Consider the following 21,747-nt stretch of genomic DNA (forward strand, 5'->3'; position numbering starts at 1 on the left):
CCCGCCTTCACCGCTCCGATCGGCGTCACTGTCGAGCGCGACCTGTGGTCGTGCGTCGAGGTGGCCGGCGTGCGCTGCCTCCGGATGCCGTGCGTACCGCTGAGAAGCCGCATATCTCGGCGGATCGGGCCGGGGCCGCCGCGCCACCGGTGCGAGCATGACCGTAGGAGGCCTTGATGCGTGAATCAGTGATCGTCGTCGAGGACGACGTCGAGATGGGCGAGCTCATCAGGCGCGGTCTCACCGGCGACGGCTATGACGTCGCCCTGTTCTCGAACGGGGTCGACGCGCTGAACGCGGCGCGAGAGGCGGACTACGCCGCCGCCGTCCTCGACGTGATGCTCCCCGGAATGAGCGGCTTCGAGATCTGCCGGCACCTGCGCGCGACCGGCGCCACGCTCCCGGTGATCATGCTGACGGCCCGCGACGCGCTGCAGGACCGCGTCTTCGGGCTCGATGCAGGCGCCGACGACTACCTCGCGAAGCCGTTCCACTTCGAGGAGCTGTCCGCTCGCCTCCGGGCGATGATCCGCAGGGAGCACCTCACGAACCGGGTACCGGTCGTGCTCGGGAACCTGCGCGTGGATCCGTACGCGCACGCCGCGTTCGTCGACGACTCCATGCTGCCGCTGAGCCCGAAGGAGTTCGGGGTGCTGCGCGCGCTCGCGGTGCGTGCGGGGGAGTTCATGCCGCGGGAGGAGATCCTGCTGGAGGTGTGGGGGTCGGCGGAGTTCGTCGACCACAACATCGCGGAGCAGTACATCAGCTACCTCCGCCGCAAGCTCAGCGCCGGCGGCGCGTCGGTCGAGATCGTCACCCGGCGGGGCGCGGGCTACCGGCTCGGGGTGAAGCCGTGAGGTGGCGGTCGCTGTCGATCCGGGTGCGGATCACGGTGTCGAGCCTGCTGGTCGCGATGCTGTTCTTCGGGATCGTCGCGATCATCGTCCGTGAGCAGCTCGATCACATCCTCGACGAGTCCACCATCGAGCTCGTCCGCTCCGGAGCCTCGCAGGCGCTGATCGAGGAGAGCCGCGACACCGCTGAGGCGGTCGTCGGCGGGGTGAGCACGACACTGCTGATCGCCCTGGCGATCCTGTTCGTCGCGTTCGCCGCCACGTCCTGGGCCCTGGTCGGCCTCGCGCTGCGCCCCGTGGGGCGGATGCGCGCCATCGCCGACCGGCTGCGACACGGCCGCTCCACGGAGCTGCTCCCCGTCGGGCCGGCCCGTGACGAGCTCTCCGACCTCGCCGCGACGCTCAACGCGCTGATCGAGGACCTGCGGGAGTCGGCGGACCGGGAGCGGCGGCTCGTCGCCGACGCGAGCCACGAGCTGCGCACCCCGCTCGCCGCACTGCGCACCCGCCTCGAGCTCGCCGAGCGGGTCCGCGACGACCCGGCAGCGCTGTACGCCGACGTCGTCGACGCGCGCCGCTCGGTCGATCGCCTCCAGTCCCTGACCGACGGGCTGCTGATCCTGTCGAGGATCGACGCCGGCGCGGTGGTCGGCGACGGCACGTCGACGGCTCTGCGCGCGGAGGTCGCCGACAGCGTCGACCGCGCCCGGATGCTCGCCCGCGACCGGGACCTCGCCATCGACTTCGTCGCCCCCGCCTCGACCGTCGCCGCCCGCTACCCGGTCTCCCCGACCGACTTCGGCCGCATCCTGGACAACCTGCTCGCCAACGCCGTCACCGCGACGCCCGACGGCGGCAGCGTCACCGCGACCCTCGTCGAGCGCGCCGACGAGATCGTCCTCTCCGTCGACGACGACGGCCCGGGCGTCCCCGACGCGTTCCTCGCCGTCGCGACCGACCGCTTCACCCGCCCCGACGCCGCCCGCTCCCGTGAGGGCGGTGCCGGCCTGGGGCTCGCGATCGTCGCCGGCCTCAGCCGGGCCGCAGGCGGACAGCTCACGATCCGCAACCTCGTACCGCGCGGGCTCGGCGTGGAGGTCCGCCTCCCCGTGACGCGCCCCGGCCTCACCCCTCGCAAGGAGAACCGATGATCGACCCTCAATCCCTGCTCGACGGCGCCGGCCCGTGGGCGATCGCCCTGGTCTGCCTGATCGCGTTCGTCGAGACGGGCCTGCTGATCGGGTTCTTCCTCCCCGGCGACACCCTGCTCTTCTTCACCGGCGTCTTCGTCGCCACCGGCGTGATCGGCCTCCCGGTGCCGCTGGTGATCCTGATGGTCGCCGTGTCCGCGTTCCTGGGCGATCAGCTCGGGTTCGTCATCGGCCGCGAGACCGGCCCGCGCATCTTCGAGCGCAAGGACAGCGGCCTGTTCAGCCGCTCGAGCGTCGCCCGCACCCAGTCGTTCTTCGACCGGTTCGGCGGCTGGGCGGTCACGATCGCCCGCTTCGTCCCGGTCGTGCGAACCTTCGCCCCGGTCGCCGCGGGCGTCGGGAAGATGCACTACGCCCACTTCGTCGGCTTCAACGCCCTCGGCGCGGCCGTCTGGTCCACCGGCGTCATCCTCCTCGGCTTCTTCCTGGGACAGATCCCCGGCGTCGCGGACTTCGTCGGGAAGTACATCGACATCGTCCTCGTCGGCATCGTCGTCATCAGCCTCGCCGGCATCGCTCTGACCTACTGGCGGCAGAGGAACCGCGCCCGACGCGACGCCTGACCGCGGACATCAGAGAGTCGGCGCCGCGACGGCTCCGCGCGGCCTGCGGCCGACCGCGATCACGGCGACCAGCAGCAGGAAGACCACCAGGGCTCCGAGAGTGACCGGGCCGGTGCCCAGGCCGAGGCCGCTGGTGCTCACGGGGTCCGCGAGCCAGTCGCACACGGACGCTCCGAGCGGTCGGGTGACGACGTAGGCGGACCAGAACGCGAGGACCGCGTTCCTCCCCGTGAACCGGTGCGCGAGGGCCGGCACCGCGATGATCACCGCGAACAGGACGGCGGAGGGCAGGTAGCCGAACCCGAGAGTCGACGCGGTCAGATCACCGGCCGCCGTGCCGAGCGCGAACGTCCCCGAGACGGCCAGCCAGTAGAACAGGGCCCGGCGAGGCGTCGTGATCGAGTGGATCGACAGCGTCCGCTCCACCCGCCACCAGAGGGCGAAGACCACGGCGAGGGCGAGCGCGAAACCGAGCGTGGAGACGAGGTACGGGACCCCGGCGACCACGTGCAGCACGTCGGCGGCCATCGTGCCGAAGACGCTCACCATCAGCACCGCCAACCAGTACACCCACGGGATGTACCGGCGCACCGCGAACTGCAGCGCCAGCGCGGCGAGGAACGCGAATCCGGTCGCGCCGACCACGATCACGGGGTCGAACGCGGTCGCGAGGAAGTCCGACGCCGTCTCGCCCATCCCGGTCGTCAGCACCTTGAGGATCCAGAACAGCGCCGTCGCCTCCGGGACCGTGGAGGAGGCGTAGTGGCCGGCGAGGACACCGCCGCGGAGCGAGGATCGGCGCGGGGCGAGAAGGTGCGTCATCCCGTCATGCTCGAGCAGCGGGTGGACCCGCATCCTGTGCTCTTCGCCGGGGCCGTTGAAGATGCACACAGCGTCCCGGTTTCCGGCCGAGCAGGGCCGTCGCGATCCTTACTCTCGGAAGCGCTCGCGGGATCCGCCGCGGCTCCCCTCCGACCGGAACGGACCCGATGGACATCCTCCAGGCGATCATCCTCGGCATCATCGAGGGACTGACCGAGTTCCTCCCGGTCTCCAGCACCGGGCACCTCACCATCGCCGAGAAGCTGATGGGCCTCCGCGTCGACGACGCCGGGGTGACCGCGTTCACCGCGATCATCCAGATCGGCGCGATCGCCGCCGTGCTCCTCTACTTCCGGAAGGACATCGCCGAGCTCGCCGTCGCGTGGTTCGTCGGGCTGCGCCACCCGTCGCAGCGCACGCGGACGAACTACCGGATCGCCTGGTACGTCATCCTCGGATCGATCCCCATCGGGGTCATCGGGTTCCTCGGCAAGGACCTCATCAGCGGAGGCCTGCGAAATCTGTGGGTCGTCGTCGCCGCGCTGCTCGGCTGGAGCATCGTGATGCTCGTCGCCGAACGCGTCGGCACCCAGACCAAGGACCGTCGCGCGATCACCCGGAAGGACGCGGTCATCATCGGCCTCGTGCAGTGCATCGCACTGATCCCCGGCGTCTCCCGGTCCGGAGCGACCATCAGCGGTGGGCTGTTCCGGGGGCTGGACCGGGTGACGGCGACGAAGTTCGCGTTCTACCTCTCCATCCCCGCGCTCACCGCCGCCGGTGCCTACGAAGCGGCGACCGCCGCGTCCGATGTCAGCGTGAGCGTCGGCTGGATTCCGACCCTCGTCGCGACCCTCGTCTCCTTCGTTGTCGCGTACGCATCGATCGCGTGGCTGCTGCGCTACGTCGCCGGCCACGGCTTCGGCGTCTTCGTCGGCTACCGCGTCGCCCTGGCCTTCGTCGTGTCCGGGCTCCTGCTCACCGGAACGATCGCGGCGAGCTGACCCGATCGCCCGGCGCCCTCCCGCCGGACACACTGGACGGCGACCGACGCTCGTCCATCACTTCCTCGAAGGGGCACCCTGTGCAGTGGAATCTCGAAGTCGTCCCCGTCAGCGTCGAGGACGTCGACCGGGCGAAAGCGTTCTACGCCGACCAGGTCGGGTTCCACCTCGACCTCGACGTGCGGATCAGCGACGAAATGCGCATCGTGCAGCTCACCCCGCCCGGCTCGCACAGCAGCATCCAGCTCAAGACCGGCACCACCCGGCTCGAAGGGCTGCAGCTCGTCGTCGACGACATCGACTCAGCCCGCGCCGAGCTCGCCGAGCGCGGGGTGGACGTCAGCCCGGTGACGCACTTCGAGGACGGAGTCCGCCTCGAGGGCCGCGGCGGGGAGTGGAACGCGTTCGTCTTCTTCACCGACCTCGACGGCAACACCTGGGTCATCCAGGAACGCCCATCGACCAGCTGACCCCGGCGGCCGTGGCCGCGGCGGTCGCGATCTGCGCGGCAGTCTCCGTGGCCGCACTCCGCGCGTTCGGAGTCGTCTCGTTCGCGCGACCGGCGCTGGCGATCCTCCGTGGGGCTGTTCAGCTCGGAGTGCTCGCGGTGATCCTCTCGGGAGTCATCGCGGACCTCCGCTGGGTCCTGCTCTTCCTGGCCGTCATGTTCGGTACCGCGGTGCTCACGGCGTCCGCCCGCCTCGGCCGCACCCGGCGCACGGTCCTCGCGGTCACCGCGGCGATGACGGCCGGAGTCGCCCTCAGCGCCGGGATCGTCTTCGGGCTCGGAGCCGTCCCGTTCACCGGCCGCTACGTCCTCGCGGTCGGCGGGATCCTCCTCGGCGGCGCGATGACCGTCGCGACCGTCACCGGCCGAGCCCTGGCGATCACGCTCGCCGACCGCTGGGAGCAGGTCGAGGGCTGGCTGGCTCTCGGCGCCCGGCCCCGGCAGGCGACGATCGGCCTGGCGCGGGAGGCGGCCTGGACCGGCCTGGTGCCGCTGACCGACCAGACCAGGACGACAGGTCTCGTCGTCCTGCCCGGCGCGTTCATCGGCGCCGTCTTCGGCGGACTCTCGCCTGTGGCGGCGGGCGTCTTCCAGATCGTCGTGCTCGCGGGCCTGATCGCGTCCGGGTCGATCGTCGCCGTCGTCCTCCTGACGATCCTCCGCGGCGCCGTCGCGAAGCCTCGACCCTGACGAGGCGTCAGCTGAGGGCCCGCCGTCGGGCGATCCGGCGCCAGAGGGGCGGCGGTGACGCCACGCGCTCGGTGTGCAGCCGGACCGCGAGCGGCGCCCAGACGATCAGGGCAACGCCGGCGCCCAGGAGCAGTCCGCCGACGGTGTCGGAGATCCAGTGCGCCCCGAGGTAGGTGCGGCTGAGCATCATCGCCACCGTGTACACGGCGCCGGCGATGCGGACCCACCAGAGCGGGAAGACGACAGCGAGGACCACCGCGGTCGTGGCGGCGTTCGCGCTGTGGCCGGAGGGGAACGAGCCGAAGTCGGCGTTCACGAGTATCTCCAGCGGCCTGGGACGACCGATCGCGTTCTTGAGGATCTGCACCAGCAGCCCGCCGAGCGGCGCGGCGATCGCGAAGTACGTCGCCGCCCAGCGTCCGCGCCGGATCAGCAGCGCCACGAAGACGATGAGAGGGATCACGATCGTGCCGAGGATCCCGCCTCCGAGGCTGTTCATCACCAGCGACGGCACGAGCCAGAACGTGGACCGGTGCTCGATGATCTCGTTCATCCAGGCGGTGTCGAACCCGAACGGCTTGTCGTGCTCGCGGTAGAAGATCAGCGCGGCCAGGAGGACGGTGAGCAGCACCGCGAGGCCGGCCGAGATCAGCGGCCAGCGTCGCGCTGCCCGGTAGGCGATCTCACCGTCCGATAGGGGATCCCGGTTCGGCATCAGTGTCGTCCTCGTCTCTCGACGCGGAGCGCGCCGGAGGAGTCCACGCTACGAACGTGCGTCCACCTGCGGCAGAGGATTCTCCTGCAACTGTTGTGAAAGCACAGAACCTCAGCCCATCGGCTCGGTACTGACCTGGTCGAACCGCGGTGCTTCGGGTCGTTGTGAGCACACACAACGCAGTACGGCGCATCCCGAGCCGCCGCCCACGTCCCGACTGAGACTCTGCGGGCATGGACATCTCAACGACGACATCCCGCGCCTCGGGCCGGCGGCTGCTCAGCAAGGTCCCCGAGGTCACCATCTGGTTCTGGATCATCAAGATCCTCTGCACCACGGTCGGTGAGAGCTTCGCCGACTGGATCAACATGGTCCTCGGCGTCGGCCTCATCGCGACCGCCGTGATCTTCATCGTGGTCACCGCGGTGGTGCTCGCCATCCAGATGCGGCTGCGACGCTACGTCCCCTCCGCGTACTGGCTGACCGTCGTCGTGATGAGCGTCACCGGCACCCTGCTCACCGACATCCTCACCGACCAGCTCGGCGTGCCTCTCTGGGCCAGCTCCCTCGTCTTCTCCGTGCTGCTCGTGATCGTGTTCGGCGTCTGGTACTCGAAGGAGCGCACCCTCTCGATCCACAGCATCGACACCACCCCGCGGGAGGCGTTCTACTGGCTCACCGTCCTGGTCACCTTCGCGCTCGGCACCGCCCTCGGCGACTGGACTCTCGAGCTCACCGGCTGGGGCCCCGGCGTCTCGATCCTCCTGCCCCTCGCCCTGATCGCGATCGTCACCGGCCTCTGGCGCTACGGCGCGAACCCGGTCCTCGCGTTCTGGATCGCCTACATCCTCACCCGCCCCCTCGGCGCCAATATCGGCGACTGGCTCGGCCTGTCCCCCGACGAGCAGGGCCTCGGGCTCGGCACCTTCGTCACCAGCATCATCTTCCTGGTCGCGATCCTCGCCACCGTCGTCTACCTCTCCCTCAGCAAGGCCGATGTCGACAAAGGCGCATCCGAGCACCACGCCCCGCCCGTCGCCCGCGAACGCCGTTCACTCGTCGCCTTCGCGGTCCTCGCCGTCGCCGTCGTCGGGCTGCTCGCCTTCACCAACAGCCAGCCGCACACCACCCCAGCACCCGAAGGCGCAGCCCCGGCCTGCGATGCGTCGGGAACGCTGTCCGCAGCTGACGCGAAGGCATCCGTTCAGACCGACTTCCCCTCCGCCGACGTGCAGAACTTCCAGACGATCACCGCCGACACCCTCGCCCTCGTCACCAGCGGCGACCAGGCCGGCGCGAAAGCCCGCGCCACCGACCTCGAGACCGCCTGGGACGACGCGGAGCCTGCGCTGAGCGCCGCGAACTGCCAGACGTGGACCTACGTCGACCAGCAGATCGACCCCGTCCTCTCCTCCGTCCGCGCCGGAAGCCCCGACCCGGTCGCAGAGAAGACGAGCATCCAGGACCTGCTGACCACCCTCGCCGGAGGCTGAACGATGCGCTGCGCACCGGAACGCCTCCTCAACCGAAAGCGTGACTCACGATGACCGACTGGCAGATCAACGGCCTCCCCCTCCACCCCCTCCTCGTCCACGTCGTCGTCGTCCTGCTCCCCCTCGCCGCCCTGATGCTCATCCTCGGCAGCGTCTGGCCGGCCGCCCGCCGACGCCTGGGCGTGATCACTCCGATCACCGCCCTCGTCGCCCTTCTCGGAGTCCCGCTCGCCACTCAGGCCGGCGAAGCGCTCGAACGGCAGGTCGTCCCCTCCGCAGCACTCGAACGCCACGCCGAGCTCGGCGATCACCTGCTGCCCTGGGCTGCCGGACTGTTCGTCCTCTGCGTGGCGCACTGGCTCTGGTTCCGGACGCGCGGGAGGAACTCCGCCGACACGAGGGGACGGAGCGCCCGCTCGGTCCCCTCGCTGATCCTCGCCGCCGTCGCGATCGTCGTCGCAGTGGGAGCGACTGCGAACGTCGTCCAGATCGGCGACACCGGAGCGCAGGCGGTCTGGTCCACTTCCGAGGACAGCTCGACGCCGGCTCCTGCATCCGGGAGGTGAGCGCCGCGAGACGACGACGCCGAACTGCGGCGGCCGCGGAGCTGAGGCCTCCGGCCGGCCCCGATGCGCGTGCGGATGGTCGACTCGATGGATGCGGAATCGAGTCCTGTTCGTCGTCGGGGTCACAGCGATGTTCGTCGCGCTGGTGCTGAGGCTGGTGTGGCCGGCCGGTGAGTTCGCCTCCGGCTTCTCGCTCGCCCTGCAGCTGAGCGGCATCCTGCTCCTCCTGGTCTACGGGGTGAAGCACTTCACGGGGCGGCCGCGCCGGAGCTGAGCGGCTCATCCCAATCGGGGGTGTAGGAGTTGGGGTCTGAAGCCGCCGGTCTCGAGCAGGCTTCGGGCGATGTAGTTGGTCAGGTTGCGGAACCCGAGTGCGGAGCCGCGCAGGTGTTCGAGCCGTCCGTTGAGCGCCTCGGTCGGCCCGTTGCTGGTGCCGGGTCGTTCGAAGTAGGCGAGCACGTCAGCGGCTCGCTTCTTCAGGGTCCGGCCCAGGGTGGTGAGCTCGGTGAGCACCTTGGGGACGCCGGCGCTGAGGTCGGTGATCAGCTTCTCCATGAGCTCGCGGCCACGTTGCCGGTCCTCGTGGCGATAGGCGGCGATCATGCGCTGGTAGACACCCCAGGTCGCCTCGACCTCGACATGAGCGTCATCAACGAACAGCGCGCGTAGCCTGTCGCTCTGCTTGTCGGTGAGCAGGTCCGCGCCGGTGTGCAGACCGAGGCCGTCGAGTCGAGCGAAGGCGGTCAGGTCAGGGAGGCCGAAGCCGGCCGGCGGGGTAGCGTCGGTCACGTCGAGGTCTTTCGGACGGATGGCGTAGGAACCTCCGTCGTCGGGAGACCTCGACGTCTATCTGCGGACCGACGCTCCCGGCCGACCTACACCGTCATCTGAGAAGACCCCTGAAACGTCTTCGCCGACGACGGGGCCGGCGAGGAGGAGGGCGCGGTGAGTTGAAAGAATGGAGCTTGCTCGGCTTCGACGCCGCCGCAAGCTCCGGTGAAACGGTCGGTACTGGTCGGTCGTCGTCGGTCACCACCGGATGGCGGCGTCCTCCACGCTCGGCGTTTGCGCAGGTCAGCGGCTCGTTCGCCCAGTGGGCGCATCAAGCGATAGACGCAAAGCCGACGTGATTAGGTCGTCCGTTCGATTCCGACAGGCGGCTCCGGCGAACCGTTCTGGTGGTCGCGCGATGCGCTGGCCTCACGGCTCTGCCCGACACCGACGTCGCTCTCCTCTGCGACGGACCCCTCGCCGGCTGAGCGCTCGCGGCCGGCATCCTGTCCGTGTGCCGATAGGCCTCGCACCGCTCGGCAACGCAGCGTGGCATTGCGTCGCGAACTGGCGACGGCTCGGCGGGGCGCGATCGTCTCGTGCGTTGGCGGACTACGGGAGCTTGGACGCGAGGACGTCGGCCGCCAGGATCTCGGGTGCTGCGCCGAGGAGGTGCTGGTTGGCCATCAGGGCTGCGACGATGGCGCCGTTGGCGTGGGCGTCGCGAGCGGCTTCGTCGGGGAATGCATCGAAGATCCAGAAGGTGTCGGCGTGGGTCCTGACCGCGAACCAGACAATCGTTCCTCCTTCTTCGTTGGCGAGTGCGACAGCGCCGGCGAGCAGATCGGCGACCGCGTCGTGCTGTCCATCGGCCGCGATGATCTTGGCGACGAAGGCATACGGAAGTGATGCGGGTGTGGACATGAGGGACTCTCCTTGACGTCGGGGTTCTTCGTGGGACGAGTTCAGCGTATGACGAGCGAGGGCAGGTGGGGAGTGGCGTATACGGCAGTATTGCTATTGTTTACGTCATGCGTATCGGACTGATCGCGATCGACGGCTGCTTCGGTTCGGCTATCGCGTCGATCATCGACATCGTGCGGGTGGCCGACGGAGCCCGCGGCGATGTCGACCCGCGGATCGACCCGATCGAACTCGCCATCCTCGGACCGAAACGGCGAGTGACCACGACGGCATCGATGACCCTGTCGGTGGACCACCCGCTGTCGGAGTCCGGAGAGTTCGACGTGGTCGTCGTCCCTGCGCTTGGAACCCTTACGGCCGCCGCTACCAACGACGTCCTCCAGAGCCGAGATGCTCGTTCGGTCATCGCCTCGCTCGGGCGCCTCGACGAGGCGACCACCCGGATCGCCGCGGCGTGCACCGGCGTGTTCGCTGTCGCCGAGACCGGACGGATGCATCATCGGAGGGCGACGACCAGCTGGTTCCTGGGGCCGGAGTTCCTGAAGCGCTATCCGACCGTCGCCCTCGATCTCGACACCATGGTCGTGGTCGACGGGAACCTCGTCACCGCCGGCGCCGCGTTCGCCCACATCGACCTCGCGCTCTCACTCGTGCGATCGATCAGCCCCGACCTGGCCCAACATGTCGCCAAGCTCCTCATCATCGACGAGCGTCCGTCTCAGGCGGCCTTCGTCGCCTACGAACATCTCCGGCACGAGGACCCGATCGTCGTCGAGTTCGAACGCTTCGTGCGCGCCCGCCTGGACGAACCGTTCAACGTCGCCTTCGTCGCGCAGTCGCTCGGCACCAGCCGGCGCACCCTCGAACGACGAGTCCGTGCGGCGCTCAACCTCACTCCGCTCGGCTTCGTCCAACGGCTTCGCATCGAACGAGCTCGGCACCTCTCAGCAACCACGGACTTCACCTCCGCCGAGATCGCGCTACGGGTCGGCTACGCGAATGCCGAGACTCTGCGCTCCCTCCTGCGCAGGGAGCGACGCCGTTCCTGACCTATCGCCATGCCTGTAGCCGGTGTCCTAGCGCTCGACTGGAACCACCTCTCAGCACGTCGCGTCGACGCTCCTGCGTCGCCCCTGGACGACCCACTCGACACGCCCGCAGCACAGGTCATGTGACGTGTCCCGGCTTCCCGGACGGTCGGGGTTGGGTGGCTGTGATGTCGCTGCGTTCTCGTCGAGGGGGTCAGCAGACTCGATCAGGGTCGACTGGGATGAGACGCGAAGGCGGTCAGGTCAGGGAGGCCGAAGCCGGCCGGCGGGGTAGCGTCGGTCACGTCGAGGTCTTTCGGACGGATGGCGGAGGAACCTCCGTCGTCGGGAGACCTCGACGTCTATCTGCGGACCGACGCTCCCGGCCGACCTGCACCCTCATCTGGGAAGAGCCAGCTGAGCTCCGGAATCGGAGGAAGACCCGTGAGCGGAGCGGAGAAGCCGGCCTGGGCGAATCCGGAGCCGGAGGTCCACCGGGCGCTCGCGCGATGGGCGGCGGAGTGCGCGGAGCGCGCCCTCCCCGCGTTCGAGGAGTGGGATCCGGACGATCCCCGGCCCCGGCGCGCGCTCGACGTCCTCCGCGCCTGGGAGCGGGGCGGGGCTCCGATGACGGAGTGCCGCACGGCCGCCTTCGCGGCGCACGCCGCAGCCCGCGCCGCGACGCAGGCGGGCGAGCGCGCCGCCACCGCCGCCGCGCGGGCGGCCGGACAGGCCGCGGCCGTCGCGCACATGGCGGACCACTGCTCGCACGCCGCCGTGTACGCCGCGAAGGCGGTCGGGCTCCGGGGGAGCGACGCCGACCGGGACGCGGAGCGGCGCCACCAGTGGGAGGGCCTCGACCCCGCGCTGCGCTCCCTCGCCTTCCCGAAGGGGCTGTGACGCCGACCCGGTGGACCCCACCGGGCCGGCGCCCCCTCCGCTCAGCGGTGCGCGGGTCGGAGCCCCAGCAGCGTGTCGACGATCACGAAGGCCGCGAGGCTCGCACCCAGGAGCGGGAGGAACAGCCCGACCGCGGCGGCGACCACCAGGACGGACGCGACTCCCCACCACGGCGCGCGCCGGAGCGCTCCCCGGGCCGGCGGGGTGCCGACGAGCCGTCGGGGGCCGCGGGTGGGGCGGCGCTTCCACCACATCAGGTACCCGAGCACGACCATCGTGGCGATGCCGGCCGCGGTGACGAACAGCAGCAGCTGGTTAGGCAGCCCGAACATCGAGCCCATGTGCGTGTCGATGCCCCAGCGGGAGAGCTTGGCGACGAGGCCGAAGTCGGCGAAGTCGACCCGGTCGACGACCTGCATCGTGCTCCCGTCGATCGCGACGCCGTCGACCTCGGTCGGGAAGCTGCGCTGGATCTCCTGCACGACCCAGGCCGAGCCCTCCGCCGCGGGCGGCCGGATCTCGACCAGTCCCGTGTTCACGTTGACCTCGCGGGCGACCGAGAGCACCGAGTCGTAGGCGGCCGGCGAGTAGCCCGTCGTCGACTCGACGGCGTCGCCGGTGGCCGCGCCGTGTCCGGCGTGCCCGGCGTGCTCGTCGGCCACCTCACCGGTCCGGTCGCCGAGTGTCGTCTCCAGCGAGGGCGTGGTCCAGCCGACTGCGGAGCGGAGGGTCTCGAAGTTCCCGCCTCCGTAGAGCGACCAGGTGATGCCTGTGGTCGAGAGGAACAGGGCGCCGACGAGCAGCCAGACGCCGGTGGAGGCGTGCCAGGAGAACAGGCGCTTGTAGCCGGTGGTCCTCGGCGCGGGGCGCAGCAGGTCCCTCTTCACGCGGGCTCGGCGGAGGCGGATGATCCAGAGGCCCAGGCCGGCGAGGGCGACGACCCCCAGCCAGGAGGCGGCGAGCTCGCTGTAGGAGCGGCCCACGTCCCCGAGGTGCAGCGTCCGGTGCAGGTCGCTGACCCAGGTCCGCAACGGCAGGGCGCCGCTGGTGCCGTAGGCGGTGAGGTCGCCGCGGACGTCGGCGGTGGCCGGGTCGATGAAGACCGCGCGGGTCTCGCTGGCGCCGAGCGCCGGGTCCGCGTACATCACCCGGGTGGTGTCGCCGGGGTTCGGGGCGGGGCGGACGGCGACGATGCTCTGCCCGCCTCCGGTGTACGCGTCGGCGGCGTCGATCTGGTCGGCCAGGGGCAGGTAGGTGTCCGCTTCCGGGGCGTGCAGCTCCTGCGCGTAGACGACCTGCTCGAGCTGCGGGGTGAGTGCGTAGAGCGCTCCGCTGGTCGCGGCGACGAGGATGAACGGCCCGACGAACAGGGCGGCGGAGAAGTGCAGGCGGAGCAGCAGCTGTCCGAGCCAGCCTGCGCTGCTTCTGCGCGGCGAGGGCGGGGTGTCGGCGGAGTCGCGGGGTCTCGTGGCGGTGGTGGTCATGCTTCTGGTCCTTCGGTGCTGTGGCGGGTGCCGGTGAGGGTCAGAGGAGGGTGTCGCCGATGTAGCCGCCCTCGACGCAGCCCGGCGGGATCGCGAAGACGGCGGAGCCGATCGGCGTCGTCCACTCGTTGAGCAGGTCCAGCTCGTCCAGGCGCTTCTGGATCGGGACGAACTGCGCGGTGACGTCGGCCTGGTACGCCGCGAAGATCAGCCCGGAGTTCGAGATGTCCTCGCCCGTCGGGGTGTCGTCGTAGTTGTAGGCGCGGCGGTGGAAGCGCTCGGCGGTGTTCTCCGAGCGGGCGCGCCTCATGTGCGAGAACTCCGGGATCACCGGGAAGCCGATTGCCGTCGTCGCCTCGAAGTCGGGCTCGTCGGCCTCCGCCGTCCCGGTGAGGGGCGCGCCGTTCGCGAGGGTCCGCCCGACGGACTGCTCGCGGCCGCTGCGGTCCAGGCGGTCCCACTTGTCGAGGTCCATCCGGATCCGGCGCAGCACCAGCCCGGTGCCGCCGGCGAGCCAGCCGTCGCGGACCCAGACCAGCTCGTCGAAGTCGACGTCCTCGGGGCGCGGATTGACGGTCCCGTCGACCTGGCCGAACAGGTTCCGCATCGTGGTGCCGGCCTTCTCGGAGCCGTGCGCCCGGCGGAACCCGGTCTGGGTCCAGCGGACGGTCGCGAAGGTGCGGGTGTTCTTCAGCAGCATCCGCAGCGCGTGCGCGATCGTGAACGCGTCGTCGGCGTGGAACTGCAGCAGCAGGTCCCCGTCGTTCCACTGCTCCTCGAGCCGGTCGATCCCGAACGCGGGCAGCGGTGCCAGCCAGGCCGGCTTCGCCGCATCGCCGGCCGCGAGGGACACGAGCCTCGGCCCGAACCCGAAGGTCACGGTGAGGCGGGCGGGGACCACGCCGAGCTCGGGCTCGGAGTCGGCCAGGGCCGGCTGCCCCTGGGTGAGGCGCGCGGCGTCGTCGGACAGGATGCGCAGCATCCGCCGCAGCCCGTCCCGGTCGGTGCTCTCGCGCAGATCGAGGGCGACGAAGGTCGCGTGCGCCTGCGGTGTCGCGGCGATCCCCGCCTGGTGCGCACCGTGGAAGGGGATCGTCTCGTCGCCGTTCAGCGCCGCGGCCGCTGCCGGCGCAGCGCCGCCGCGGCCGAGCAGCTGGTCCGCTCCGATCGCACCCGCCGCGCCGATGCCGGCGACTGCTCCGCCGAGGAGGAGCCGTCGCCGGCTGACGGCGCTGCGCCGGCGTTCGTCGGCGCCGTGGCCGGTCTCGCGGTCCTCGCTCATCAGCCCTCTCCGCCCATGTCCATGTCCATGTCGCCGCCCTCGTAGTTCTCGTTCGCGCCGGCGTAGTCGCGCGCCGGGACGGTGAACTCCGTCGTGGAGTCGTCCGAGAAGGTGAGGGTGACGGTGACCTCGTCCCCGGCGACGATCGGCGCGGCGAGGTCCATCAGCATGATGTGGTTCCCGCCGGGGGCGAGCTCGAGGCTGCCGCCGGCGGGGATCGTGAAGCCGCTCTCCTTGGCACGCATCACCATCGCGCCCGACTCGTTCGCCACGGTCTCGTGCAGCTCGAGCTCGGAGGACGCGGCGGAGGTGGCGGACACGACGGTGACGTCCTCGGTGCCGGAGTTCTCCAGCTCACCGAACGCGGCGGACATGCCGGAGTCGGCGGCCTTCACCCAGCCGTCGGTGATGGTCACCTCGGTCGCGGCGGGCGCGACCTCGGCGGAGGGGCTGCCGGAGGCTCCGGCACTGCAGCCGGTCAGGGCGAGCAGGGCTGCGGCCGAGAGGGCGGAGAGGGTGGTGACGTGTCGAGTGCGCATGGTGTGGCGCCTTCCTGTGAGGTGGTGCGGTGGGTGGAGGACGTCGGCGGTCACGACGACGTCCGGTCTTCGGTGGTGGTCGAGGGCCGCCCGCGGCGGCGGGTGATGAGGAGGAAGGCAGCGACGGCGAGGACCGCGCCGGTCAGACCGATGAGGACCGGTCGGAGGACGTCCGGCGGGGCCTGCGAGGAGGCGGCTGCGACGACGGTCGGCTCGACGGTCGGGGTGGATTCCGCCACGGCCGCGGCCTGCGCCGAGGCGCCGTCGCCGACGGTGAAGGGGACGACTCCCGCGATCGGGTGGCCGTCGGCGGAGACCACCCGCCACTTGAGGTCGTAGGAGCCGCCGGGAAGCGCCGCCTCGAGCGGAGCGGTGACCGTCGAGTCGGTCAGCTCGACCGGGCCGGAGACGTGGTCGATGCCGTCCATGTCGGTGACGAGGACCAGCGCGCCGATCGTGAGGACGTCCTCGGAGTACGTCAGCGTCACCTCCGCAGGCGAGTTCGTGAAGTGCTCACCGGAGCCGGGAGTGCTGCTGATCAGCTGGTCGTGCGCCTGGACGGGCCCGGCCGTCCCGATCAGGACGCCCGCCAGGGCGAGGGCTGCCAGCGCGGCGGGAAGCCGTCGCAGGGGTCGAGAGGTCATCGGTCGGTCTCCTTCGTGGTGGTCGGACGGGGAGTGCTCCGGCTGTCGAGCCGGTTCAGACGGTCGTTGTAGGCGGTGAGCTCGGCCTCGCCGTCGCGGTCGGCGCGCCGGTCGTAGCGCTTCGCGGTCCGCTCCTCGGAGCGCACCCACTGCGCGACCACGACCAGGGCGATCAGCACCATCGGGATCTCGCCCGCCGACCAGGCGATCCCTCCGCCGACGCCCTGGTCGGCGAGCAGCGCCTCCGTGTCGGTGTACCCGAGCGCGGTCCACCAGGACGCGGCCAGCACGGTGGTCTGCGACATGATCGCCAGGCCGAAGAAGGCGTGGAACGCCAGCGTCGCGAGCATCACCAGCAGCCTCAGCACGTGGCCGGGCCGGTTCGGGCCGGGGTCGACGCCGATCAGGACCCAGAAGAAGAGGTAGCCCGTGGCGAGGAAGTGCAGGGTCATCAGGACGTGGCCCTGGTGGCTGAACATCGCCCACTCGAACCAGCCGGTGTAGTAGAAGACGACCAGGCTGCCGGCGAAGAGCACGGCGGCGACGGGCGCCCGCGACAGCACGGCGAGGTAGCGGGAGTGCACGACGGCGAGGATCCACTCGCGCAGCCCGCGCCCGCCGTCGCGGCGCACCGGCAGCACCCGCAGAGCGAGCAGCACCGGTCCGCCGAGCACGAGCAGCGGCGGCACGACCATCATCAGCAGCATGTGCTGGATCATGTGGGTGCTGAAGTGCACCTGCCCGTACACGGCCGGGCCGCCGCTGGTCGTGTAGGCGAGGGCCGCGCAGCCGGCCACCCAGGCGACGGTGCGCCCGAGCGGCCAGGCGTCGCCGCGGCGCCGCAGCCTCAGGACCGCCGACACGTAGAGGGCGGCGCCGACGACCGCGATCCCGAGCCAGACGGCGTCGAGGTGCCACTGGTCGAGCATCCGCTCGGGTGTGACCTCGGGCGGGTAGCGGAAGCCGAGCAGACTGCGCCGCACGTCTCCGCTGATCGGGTCCTGCGAGACCGGCGGCGCGCTGTTCGAGAGCGCCACCGAGACGCCGATGGTCAGCGCCATCACCACCACCTCGCCGACCGCGACCGCGACGAACGCGCGGCGGTCGGCCGGGTCGGCGCGCAGCCGCGGGATCAGCCGCAGCCGGTGCCCGAGGCCCGCGCCGCCGAGGGCGAGCAGCGCGACGGCCTTGACGATCAGCAGCTGCCCGTAGGGCGTGCTCAGGTCGTCGAGGTCCTCGATCCGGAGCGACGCGTTCACCAGACCCGAGAAGGCGACCGCCCCGAACGCCCAGCCGGCCAGCACCGAGTAGCGCGCGACGACCACGCCGAGCTGGGCGCCGACGGTCCGCCGCAGCAGGATCACCGCGGCGAGCCCGCCGGCCCAGGCCGTCACTCCGATCAGGTGCACGGCCAGGCTGTTCACCGCGTTCGCGTGCTCGTCGGCGCCGGCGGCGTGCCCGGAGAGCGAGAGGGGGAGCAGCGCCAGCACCGCGATCGCGGTCGCCGCCGCCACCCAGGCCAGCCGCCGCGAGAACAGGGTGAGGAGGAGGACGGCCGTCGCGCACGCCGTCGAGGCCACGAGCGTCTGCCCCAGCTCGATCCGCGTGGCGTAGAAGACGAGCTGCGTCCGGAAGCCCGGCGCGTCCAGCGGCTGCCCGATCGTGTTCGCCGCCGTGAACACGAGGACCGCGATCGCGGACGCCACCCAGAACGCGGCCGACCAGGTCGCCCAGCGCAGGGCGCGGTTCTGCGAGTACGAGACGACGCCCGGCGCGATGCGCTGCCCGGGCAGCAGGAAGGTGGCCGCGGTGAGCAGGCCGATGGTCAGAGACGCGGCGGAGTCGTGCAGGACCCGCGCGATCGGCAGGCCCCGCGTCACCAGGTCGCCGGGGTCGATCAGCCGCGTCGCCACCGAGAACGCCCCGGTGTGCGACAGGCCCAGCAGGGCGACGGCGACCGCCGCCGGTATCGCGAGCAGGAGGGACGCCTCCGCCCCGCGGAGAGGAGCGGCGAGCGGCCGCTGGGGCGGGAGGAGGTCGTCGTCGACCGGTGTCGATGCTTGTGCCACAGGCGTGGCTCCCTTCAGGGGCGTCCCCGAGGGGACGCTCCACTGACCCCTCCGCCGGCGCGCAGGAGCGCCGGGCCAGGACGATCCGTCCGGGAGGAGTCGCCGAGACGCCGACCGGCCGGCGTCCCTCGGAGACCCCTGCGGGGGAGGAGACGGGTCGGTCAGACGCCGCGGGGACCTCCGGGGAGGTCCTCGCCGCGGCTCGCGTCGATGATCAGGAGGCGGGCTGCAGAGGGGGGCCGCGCCGCAGCGCCGCCTGGGGGAAGACGCCCGAGGCGAGGGGGAGCACGTCGCGCAGCTCGAAGGAGGAGCGTCGCGCGGGTCGAGGAGCGGCTACCGGAGTCGGCAGGACCCGCACCAGGCGGGTGACGAGGTGGCTCGTCGTCGCGGCGACTCGGACGAGGAGGGACTCGCCTCGGTGGAGCGCCGCGGTCGTCGCGACGGCGGCGACGAGGTGCGCCGCCCACATCGAGGAGCCGGTCATCCCGCTGTGCGTCATCGCCGCGCTGACGTCGATCACGGCACCGTGGTGCGCGTGCACCATCGGCGCATCGACCGGCCCCGCGAAGGTCCCGATCGTGAAGAGCGTGTGGAACAGGAACTGGCTGACTCCCACCGAGACCGCCAGGCGGACCAGGGAGAGCCTGCGCCCGGCGAGCGCCACGCACACCAGGACCGACAGGACGAGCGGCATCGCGACGCCGAGCGGACCCGGGATCTGGCCGCCGCCGGCCACGTGCGAGAACAGCGCGACGAGCGTCGCCACCGTCGCCGCGACGACACCCCGGAGGGTGCGCAGCGGGCGCGACGACGACATCTCCCCAGTGTCGCAGACGCCTCCTTCCCGCGGAGGACCGCTCCGGGGCGAGAGGAGCGGCCGGCCGACGGTTCCTCTCAGCGCGCCGCGGAGGCTCCGGGGCGTCACTTCTCGGGCCGGACCACCAGCCCGACGCCGCCGCCGCGCCGCACCGGTTCGGCGACCGCGGTCATCCGGCCGGAGGGGTCGACCTCGATGGCGGCCACCGCGCCGATCTGCGCGGCCGAGGTGAAGGTGTCGCCCGAGGGGACCAGCTGCTGGCCGAAGGGAGCGAGGTCGTCGGCGTACGCCTCGATGAACTCGGGCTCGGCCGAGGTCGTCGCGCCGTTGCGCTGGGAGGCGCGGGGCGCTGCCACCGCCTCGGGGAGCGTCATGCCGAGGTCGATGCGGTTGACCAGGGTCTGCAGGACAGTCGTGATGATCGTGGATCCGCCCGGCGAGCCGACGACGAACCGCACGTCCCCGCCGTCGAGCACGATCGTCGGCGACATCGACGAGCGCGGGCGCTTGCCCGGCTCGATCCGGTTCGGGTCGCCGTCGACGAAGGTGGGGGAGAAGTCGGTCATCTCGTTGTTGAGGAGGAAGCCGCGGCCGGGGACGGTCATCGCCGAGCCGCCGGTCTGCTCGATCGTGAGCGTGTAGGAGGCGGCGTTGCCCCACTTGTCGACGACCGAGAGGTGGGTGGTGGAGATGTTCTCGGTGTCCGACTCCTCCGCGGCGGGGGCGGTCGCGCATCCCGAGCCGTCGAGAGCGCCGGGCGCGACCGGGCGGACGGAGGCGGTCGCCGGGTCGATCGTGCAGTCCCGCGAGTCCGCGAACTCCTGGCTGAGGAGCGTCTCGGTGGGCACGTCGACGAAGGCCGGGTCGCCGACGTAGGCGCCGCGGTCGGCGAAGGCGCGGGCGGACGCCTCGAGGTAGAGGTGCAGGGCGCTGCCCGTGTCCTCGGCCGCGAGGTCGTGGTTCTCGAGGATGTTGAGGGCCTCGCCGACCGCGATCCCGCCGGAGGAGGAGGGCGCCATCCCGTAGACGTCGAGTCCGCGGTAGGAGACGCGGGTCGGCGCCTGCTCGGCGACCGAGTACGCCGCGAGGTCGGCGGCGGTCATCGTGCCGGCCGCGGCGGGGAGGTCCGACCCCTCGGCGATCCGCGGGTTCTGGACCGTGTCGGCGATCTCGGCGGCCAGCGCGCCCTCGTAGAACGCGTCCGGCCCGTGGACGGCGATGGAGGTCAGCGTCTTCGCGAGGTCGAGGTTGCGGAAGGTGCTGCCCACCTTCGGCGCGTCCCCACCGGGGAGGAAGAGCTCGGCCGTGTCGGGGAACGCCTGGAACCGCTCGAGGTTGTCGAGCGTCTGGTTGCGGAAGGTCTCGTCCACCCGGAAGCCCTTCGCCGCGAGCGCGATCGAGGGCGCCAGCACGACGGGGAGCGGCAGGGTGCCGAAGCGGTCGACCGCGGTGTCCCAGGTCGCCACCGTGCCGGGCACGCCGACCGCGACGCCGGAGGAGACGAGGTCCGGGGTGAACGGGTACGGGGCTCCGGTCGCGGGGTCGAGGAACGCGTCCGAGGTGATGCCGGCCGGCGCTGTCTCGCGTCCGTCGATGGTGCTGACCTCGCCGGAGGCCTTGTCGAAGTAGACGAAGTACCCGCCTCCGCCGATGCCGGCGCTGTACGGCTCGCTCACGCCGAGGGCGGCGGCCGTGGCGACCGCGGCGTCAGCTGCGTTGCCGCCGCGCTTCAGCACCTCCATGCCCACGCGGCTCGCGTTCGCGTCGACGCTCGAGACCGCTCCGCCGTAGCCCACCTGCGTCGAGGGCGAGATGAGGGGTCCGCCGAGGAAGTCGCGGATCTTCTCGGGCGTGAGCCCGCTGTCCTTCAGGTATCCGGAGACGGGCCTGTCGAGAGCGGACGCCGGTGCGGCACCCGCCACTCCCACTGCGACGACCGCGACCAGCGCGATCGCGATCCTGCGGAGCACGGGTGTCGTGGCCATGGCGTTCCTCCATCGGAACTCAGTGGTGCGCGGTCGGCGATGCGGGTCCCCCCAACCTAGGGGCGGGATGGGGGTGCGGGGTAGGGGGGTGTGTGGCGGGCTCCACGATCGGTAGGCCTGCCCTTGCCGCGTGCCGGACCGGATCGTGGGGTGCCCCTGAGCGGGGCCGCTGTCTCTACCCGTCCGGCCGCCGCTCTTGACACACGAGCGAAGTAAGTGTTCGATCAGTCACATGCCTTCCCCCTCCTCCCGCTCCACCGCCGAGGCGCAGCGTGAGCGGATCACCGCGGCGGCGCTCCACGTCTTCGCGCGCACCGGCTACGCCGCGACTCCGATCACCGAGGTCGCGGCCGAGGCCGGCGTCTCGCCCGCCTACGTCTTCCGCCTGTTCCCGGGCAAGCTCGGCGTCTTCGTCGCCGCGGTCGACCGCTGCTACGAGCAGGTGGCGTCCACGCTCGCGGCGGCGGGGGAGGCCTCGCCCTCCTCGGACCCGGCCGACCGGCTCGAGGCGATGACCGTCGCCTACATCGACCTGATCGCCGACCGCGACCTGATCATGCTGCAGTCGCAGGCGCAGAGCGCGTGCGACGTCCCCGAGATCCGCGAGGCGGTGCGCCGCGGGATCTCCGCGGTCGTCCGGACGGTCACCGTCGTCTCCGGAGCCGACGGCCCGGCCGTGCAGCGCTTCGTCGCCTACGGGCAGCTCTGCCACCTGATCGTGCAGACCGACCTCGGCGGCGTCGACTCCGAGTGGGCCCGCATCGTGTCCGACGGCATCCGGCACCGCGACTGAGTCCGCGGTCCTCCCGTCTGCTCCTCTTCTTCCTCCCCTCCTCTTCTTCGCCACCCTCTTCCTCATGCCCGCCGTTGTGACTGTC

At 71.4% G+C, this 21,747-nt stretch carries 22 protein-coding genes and 1 pseudogene; 12 read left to right on the forward strand and 11 right to left on the reverse strand.

The window, feature by feature from the left end; genetic code table 11:
- Nucleotides 1–176: 176 nt before the first annotated feature.
- From C5D66_RS07550 to C5D66_RS07560, 3 genes are read left to right on the forward strand one after another with little or no spacing between them, the layout of a single operon-like run.
- Nucleotides 177–857, forward strand: coding sequence for a response regulator transcription factor (locus tag C5D66_RS07550; RefSeq protein WP_104255755.1), 681 nt, complete (start codon nt 177–179; stop codon nt 855–857).
- The gene (locus C5D66_RS07555; protein WP_146083165.1) at nt 854–2,005 is read left to right on the forward strand and encodes a cell wall metabolism sensor histidine kinase WalK; all 1,152 of its coding nucleotides are present in this window, start codon (nt 854–856) and stop codon (nt 2,003–2,005) included. The genes C5D66_RS07550 and C5D66_RS07555 overlap by 4 nt, the downstream gene beginning before the upstream one ends.
- Nucleotides 2,002–2,628: a DedA family protein gene (locus tag C5D66_RS07560; protein WP_104239342.1), complete on the forward strand. Its 627-nt coding sequence runs from the start codon at nt 2,002–2,004 to the stop codon at nt 2,626–2,628. The genes C5D66_RS07555 and C5D66_RS07560 overlap by 4 nt, the downstream gene beginning before the upstream one ends.
- 9 nt (nt 2,629–2,637) lie before the next feature.
- Here C5D66_RS07560 and C5D66_RS07565 read toward each other — a convergent pair whose 3' ends face one another.
- Complete coding sequence (locus C5D66_RS07565; protein ID WP_104255757.1) at nt 2,638–3,450, reverse strand: hypothetical protein; 813 nt, start codon at nt 3,448–3,450, stop codon at nt 2,638–2,640.
- Between the two features lie 167 nt (nt 3,451–3,617).
- Between C5D66_RS07565 and C5D66_RS07570 the strand changes: the two genes are divergently transcribed.
- The 3 genes from C5D66_RS07570 (at nt 3,618) to C5D66_RS07580 (ending at nt 5,652) form a co-directional block, all read left to right on the forward strand.
- Entirely contained in the window at nt 3,618–4,454 is an 837-nt protein-coding gene (locus C5D66_RS07570) for an undecaprenyl-diphosphate phosphatase (protein ID WP_104255758.1), read from the forward strand.
- Between the two features lie 80 nt (nt 4,455–4,534).
- Nucleotides 4,535–4,924, forward strand: coding sequence for a VOC family protein (locus C5D66_RS07575; protein WP_104255759.1), 390 nt, complete (start codon nt 4,535–4,537; stop codon nt 4,922–4,924).
- 11 nt (nt 4,925–4,935) lie between these two features.
- Nucleotides 4,936–5,652, forward strand: coding sequence for an ABC transporter permease (locus C5D66_RS07580; RefSeq protein WP_258060598.1), 717 nt, complete (start codon nt 4,936–4,938; stop codon nt 5,650–5,652).
- A 7-nt stretch (nt 5,653–5,659) separates the two neighbouring features.
- On the opposite strand, the gene C5D66_RS07585 is transcribed toward C5D66_RS07580, so the two are convergent.
- The gene (locus C5D66_RS07585) at nt 5,660–6,367 is read right to left on the reverse strand and encodes a phosphatase PAP2 family protein (protein WP_181067909.1); all 708 of its coding nucleotides are present in this window, start codon (nt 6,365–6,367) and stop codon (nt 5,660–5,662) included.
- Between the two features lie 233 nt (nt 6,368–6,600).
- On the opposite strand from C5D66_RS07585, the gene C5D66_RS07590 reads away from it, so the two are divergent.
- The 3 genes from C5D66_RS07590 (at nt 6,601) to C5D66_RS07600 (ending at nt 8,700) form a co-directional block, all read left to right on the forward strand.
- On the forward strand, nt 6,601–7,860 hold the full coding sequence (locus tag C5D66_RS07590) for a hypothetical protein (RefSeq protein WP_104255760.1): 1,260 nt from the start codon (nt 6,601–6,603) through the stop codon (nt 7,858–7,860).
- 50 nt (nt 7,861–7,910) lie between these two features.
- Nucleotides 7,911–8,426 (forward strand): DUF2231 domain-containing protein, encoded by a 516-nt coding sequence (locus C5D66_RS07595; protein WP_104255761.1) that lies wholly within the window; start codon nt 7,911–7,913, stop codon nt 8,424–8,426.
- Nucleotides 8,427–8,517: 91 nt separating this feature from the next.
- Nucleotides 8,518–8,700, forward strand: coding sequence for a hypothetical protein (locus C5D66_RS07600; RefSeq protein WP_104224784.1), 183 nt, complete (start codon nt 8,518–8,520; stop codon nt 8,698–8,700).
- A gap of 5 nt (nt 8,701–8,705) precedes the next feature.
- On the opposite strand, the pseudogene C5D66_RS07605 reads toward C5D66_RS07600, so the two are convergent.
- Together C5D66_RS07605 and C5D66_RS07615 are read right to left on the reverse strand one after the other, a co-directional pair.
- Nucleotides 8,706–9,140: pseudogene (locus tag C5D66_RS07605) on the reverse strand (transposase); the annotation flags it as partial.
- A gap of 669 nt (nt 9,141–9,809) precedes the next feature.
- A complete protein-coding gene (locus tag C5D66_RS07615) occupies nt 9,810–10,121 on the reverse strand; it encodes a putative quinol monooxygenase (protein WP_104255762.1) in 312 nt (103 codons plus the stop codon).
- A 107-nt stretch (nt 10,122–10,228) separates the two neighbouring features.
- Here C5D66_RS07615 and C5D66_RS07620 point away from each other — a divergent pair, with 107 nt between their 5' ends.
- Entirely contained in the window at nt 10,229–11,170 is a 942-nt protein-coding gene (locus tag C5D66_RS07620) for a GlxA family transcriptional regulator (RefSeq protein ID WP_053548963.1), read from the forward strand.
- A gap of 423 nt (nt 11,171–11,593) precedes the next feature.
- Nucleotides 11,594–12,049 carry a putative immunity protein gene (locus C5D66_RS07625; protein WP_104255763.1) on the forward strand — a complete coding sequence of 152 codons (456 nt, stop codon included), beginning with the start codon at nt 11,594–11,596 and terminating at the stop codon, nt 12,047–12,049.
- Between the two features lie 41 nt (nt 12,050–12,090).
- Here C5D66_RS07625 and C5D66_RS07630 read toward each other — a convergent pair whose 3' ends face one another.
- From C5D66_RS07630 to ggt, 7 genes are all read right to left on the reverse strand, one after another.
- Complete coding sequence (locus C5D66_RS07630) at nt 12,091–13,533, reverse strand: PepSY domain-containing protein (protein ID WP_104255764.1); 1,443 nt, start codon at nt 13,531–13,533, stop codon at nt 12,091–12,093.
- A 40-nt stretch (nt 13,534–13,573) separates the two neighbouring features.
- Entirely contained in the window at nt 13,574–14,815 is a 1,242-nt protein-coding gene (locus C5D66_RS07635) for a Dyp-type peroxidase (protein ID WP_104255765.1), read from the reverse strand.
- Nucleotides 14,815–15,354, reverse strand: a complete 540-nt coding sequence (locus C5D66_RS07640; RefSeq protein ID WP_104255766.1) for a copper chaperone PCu(A)C — start codon at nt 15,352–15,354, stop codon at nt 14,815–14,817. The genes C5D66_RS07635 and C5D66_RS07640 overlap by 1 nt, the downstream gene beginning before the upstream one ends.
- A 50-nt stretch (nt 15,355–15,404) precedes the next feature.
- Nucleotides 15,405–15,998 carry a copper resistance protein CopC gene (locus C5D66_RS07645; RefSeq protein WP_104250440.1) on the reverse strand — a complete coding sequence of 198 codons (594 nt, stop codon included), beginning with the start codon at nt 15,996–15,998 and terminating at the stop codon, nt 15,405–15,407.
- The gene (locus tag C5D66_RS07650) at nt 15,995–18,067 is read right to left on the reverse strand and encodes a cytochrome c oxidase assembly protein (protein WP_258063894.1); all 2,073 of its coding nucleotides are present in this window, start codon (nt 18,065–18,067) and stop codon (nt 15,995–15,997) included. Before C5D66_RS07650 ends, C5D66_RS07645 begins: the two co-directional genes overlap by 4 nt.
- Nucleotides 18,068–18,281: 214 nt before the next feature.
- Nucleotides 18,282–18,884 carry a hypothetical protein gene (locus C5D66_RS07655; protein WP_104255768.1) on the reverse strand — a complete coding sequence of 201 codons (603 nt, stop codon included), beginning with the start codon at nt 18,882–18,884 and terminating at the stop codon, nt 18,282–18,284.
- A gap of 104 nt (nt 18,885–18,988) precedes the next feature.
- Nucleotides 18,989–20,869 (reverse strand): gamma-glutamyltransferase, encoded by a 1,881-nt coding sequence (gene ggt / locus C5D66_RS07660; RefSeq protein WP_104255769.1) that lies wholly within the window; start codon nt 20,867–20,869, stop codon nt 18,989–18,991.
- 232 nt (nt 20,870–21,101) lie between these two features.
- Here ggt and C5D66_RS07665 point away from each other — a divergent pair, with 232 nt between their 5' ends.
- Nucleotides 21,102–21,662: a TetR/AcrR family transcriptional regulator gene (locus tag C5D66_RS07665; RefSeq protein WP_104255770.1), complete on the forward strand. Its 561-nt coding sequence runs from the start codon at nt 21,102–21,104 to the stop codon at nt 21,660–21,662.
- Nucleotides 21,663–21,747 lie beyond the last annotated feature (85 nt).

Origin of the sequence: Rathayibacter sp. AY1B4 (assembly GCF_002932815.1) — a bacterium.
Lineage (GTDB): Bacteria > Actinomycetota > Actinomycetes > Actinomycetales > Microbacteriaceae > Rathayibacter.